Origin of the sequence: Salinivibrio sp. ML290 (genome assembly GCF_001995695.1) — a bacterium.
GTDB lineage: Bacteria > Pseudomonadota > Gammaproteobacteria > Enterobacterales > Vibrionaceae > Salinivibrio > Salinivibrio siamensis.
In genome coordinates this window covers 1-3,269 of sequence record NZ_MUEY01000029.1, presented here as the reverse complement: position 1 = coordinate 3,269, position 3,269 = coordinate 1, and the positions used below count along the sequence as shown (strand labels likewise).

Annotated in this window: 4 protein-coding genes and 1 pseudogene; 1 reads left to right on the top strand and 4 read right to left on the bottom strand. The window is 42.7% G+C overall.

Annotation, left to right across the window (positions count from 1 at the left end; translation table 11 throughout):
- Window positions 1–359: hypothetical protein (locus tag BZG23_RS16270; protein WP_077607549.1), on the bottom strand; the 359-nt coding region annotated here is incomplete at its 3' end.
- Window positions 356–1,237, bottom strand: coding sequence for an RHS repeat domain-containing protein (locus BZG23_RS16265; protein ID WP_241837237.1), 882 nt, complete (start codon window positions 1,235–1,237; stop codon window positions 356–358). The genes BZG23_RS16270 and BZG23_RS16265, both read right to left, overlap by 4 nt.
- A 117-nt stretch (window positions 1,238–1,354) precedes the next feature.
- Here BZG23_RS16265 and BZG23_RS16800 point away from each other — a divergent pair.
- A pseudogene (locus BZG23_RS16800) lies at window positions 1,355–1,477 on the top strand (IS5/IS1182 family transposase); the annotation flags it as partial.
- Window positions 1,478–1,686: 209 nt separating this feature from the next.
- On the opposite strand, the gene BZG23_RS16260 reads toward BZG23_RS16800, so the two are convergent.
- A complete protein-coding gene (locus BZG23_RS16260; protein ID WP_077607547.1) occupies window positions 1,687–2,367 on the bottom strand; it encodes an Imm43 family immunity protein in 681 nt (226 codons plus the stop codon).
- On the bottom strand, window positions 2,367–3,269 hold a 903-nt coding region (locus BZG23_RS16615), incomplete at its 5' end, for an RHS repeat domain-containing protein (RefSeq protein ID WP_198532208.1). The genes BZG23_RS16260 and BZG23_RS16615, both read right to left, overlap by 1 nt.

Below are 3,269 nucleotides of genomic sequence, written 5' to 3'. Positions count from 1 at the left end.
GAATAATGATCACTACTGTATCCTTTTTCAGCAAAGAAGGATAAATAGACTTTCATGAAATCAATTTTGTTTTTATTAGCACAAGAAATCAAAGCATTACAAAAATCTAAAATCAACTGTGGGGGTTCATTAAATTCATACCAGTCCTCAAATTCACCACAGAAAAAATCGTTAGAAAATTCAATAAAATATTCATCCTCCTGAAAGAAGAAATATTCTTTTTTAACATCTCTTATATTTTCGTCCAACACGAGAGAAAATCCTAACCTTTCAAAATCCTGAAATGAATCGTCATTTAAATTTGCAACAAGACTTCTATCAAATGAGATCATTTGCGTACAATCAAAGTTTTGGCTCATTGTCCATACTTCCCATTATAAACGTGATCATATAACTGTTTTATATCTTTCTTCGAAGGAGATGTTACTCCACCATTACTAGTTTTTGTTCCTTGTGTGCCGTATATATCTCCTGTTTTCGGAGATACATTTCTAACCGGTTGATGTACATGTGGGCTAATACCAGCATGAGAGTCTAATCCGTAACGTTTAAATTGACCGCCAACGTTCCCTTTATTGTTATTAAAACCAGCTGACTTAGTATGGAGTGTAGTTTCTCTATCTGGAGACACATGCTCTTTCATGAATCCTTCGTATGTTCGGCTACCGGGTGCAGGAGGCTCTCCCCCCATATTTGACGATTCACGAGCTTTTCGACTTGCTTCAATGTTAGCTTTCACTCGTTCTTTTTGAGTATTCTTCGAACCACATTCAGCCAGCCCCAACGGATCCACCCACTCTAGCGGGTTGGCAACATAGGCCTGCGGCCTTAACCCTCCCGCAAACCCTATCGGGTCTGGGCTTAAGTATTGGCCACTGTCTGCATCGTAATAACGGTTTACGTTATAGTAAAGGCCCGATTCTACGTCTTCGAGTTGTCCTTGGTAGCGAAGGTCACACTGTATACTGTCGTTGGCCGCCTCTTCGCGTCGTTGCCAGTGGCGTTGTGACTGCCCGTGATAATGGCCCCATAGCGCTTGCTCGCCCCGCCAGACAATATCACCTTGTTCATTACACAGCTCTTGGGGTGTGCCCGCGTGGTCGGTCACGATGTAATGCAGTTCGCTGCCTTGCTCATGGTGGGTCACTTGCGCCATCGGACGGAAGCTACCGGGCTCGTAGAGGTATTCGGTTTGTTGCAGCACCTGCCCATCAGCCGTGGCCTGTTGTTGCTGCACGATATGCGCGCCGTCCCACAGGTAGTGAGTCTGTGTTTGGCTGTGCGCACATTCTTTGGCGATACGTCGCCCAAACGGGTCGTAGCGGTAGCGATACCGCGTTCTAGCTAAACTGAGTTACTCAGTCCTCAGCTGACACTGCGTGATTACAACATACAAACTGGCGAAACATTGGCCAACGTGAAAGCAATAAACAAAGTCATAAGACTTGGTATACCTGTTACTTATCGAGTTAATTGATGGGGGCAATCCCAATGGGATCAGTGTATTAGCTAAATGATTTGATCAACAACGCCCCCTAACACTCAAAAGTGTAACGTCAATAATAGGCTCACTATGTATTCTTTAAGGGGCGCTAGATGATCATATATAGAGTATGATTTTTAAGTCGCACAGACTTTTTGTCACTACCATTCGTGGGTAAATAATTGATTAGAAAAGTCATCATTTCACGGTATTTTTCTCTTAGCTTTAGCGCGCAACATTTCAACAGAGATATTGTAATCTCTGCAATATGTATTAAATGCATCATTTAAAGGTACAACTTTAAAACCTCTAACATTATTTTTTTCAGATTCAATCTTTCTCTTTACCTCGTTATTAACAACTAAAAAACCACCTAAATAAGTTGTATCTAACAATTCGAAAACATCATATTTTTCTGCATTTTCTGTTAGCTTTATTTCTCCACTTGGTATAATTCCCCCTCGTTTATTCAATTCATATGATGATTGCAGCCTGTCGTAAAAAATAAAGTCGGGGTCAAGTTGTTTACCAGTTTTCCATACACCACGTTCAAATGCTATATACGTGTAGCTATATTGAGTTTCAGCCCCCCTCATCCAAACTGATAACCTTTTCTTATAGTGCGGAGAAAAAACAAAACCACTGAGAATATCCATCATTTTTTCAGATAAAATATGGCCTTTCTCGCACCTGTAGTCGAAGCTTAGGTTCTCAACCTTTTCAAAGTTCCAATAGATAATATTATCTTGAATTTTACCCACATCGTATGGAAACGATATACTGCTCCCCTCAACGCGTTGAGCCTGAGCACATTCGGTGTCTAGTACACCACTGTAAAAATTATTCTGGCAATCATTCATGAGAACGTAGTATTCATCAGTCATTAGTTCAATCTTCCCTTACAGTTTTTAGAAACGTTACCCGACCAAATATCACGCCTTAGTTGCATCTGCTCTTTTCGGATATCTATTCTAGCTTCGTCTTTTGATATAAGACCAGCTCTATAATCTCTCTCTATTTCACCAATGCGTCGCTCTACTTCAGAGGAGTAATTGTTATGATTAGAGCTATGATAAACAGAAACACCTTTACCTGTTCCATTTTTATATGCTTTTTCACTACCAGGAATTAATATACCATTTTCAACACTATCTCTTCTACCAGACAAACCAACCTCATCTAAAAAAGCTTTATTTTTATTCCACACATCGACTGGGATAATATGATGCGCAGATAAATTATCTCCCTTAATACCTCCAAGTTTTTTGTTCAAATTTGTGCTATTGAGCCCCAACGGATCCACCCACTCCAGTGGGTTGGCAACATAGGCCTGTGGCCTTAATCCACCCGCAAACCCTATTGGGTCGGGGCTAAGATACTGGCCACTGTCTGCATCGTAATAACGGTTTACGTTATAGTAAAGGCCCGATTCTGCGTCTTCGAGTTGCCCTTGGTAGCGAAGGTCACACTGTATACTGTCGTTGGCCGCTTCTTCGCGTCGTTTCCAGTGGCGTTGTGATTGCCCGTGGTAATGGCCCCACAGCGCTTGCTCGCCCCGCCAGACAATATCACCTTGCTCATTACACAACTCTTGCGGTGTGCCCGCGTGGTCGGTCACGATGTAATGCAGTTCGCTGCCTTGCTCATGGTGGGTCACTTGCGCCATCGGGCGGGAGCTGCCGGGCTCGTAAAGGTATTCGGTTTGCTGTAGAACTTGCCCATCAGCCGTGGCCTGTTGCTGCTGCACGATGTGCGCGCCGTCCCACAGGTAGTGAGTCTGTGTGTC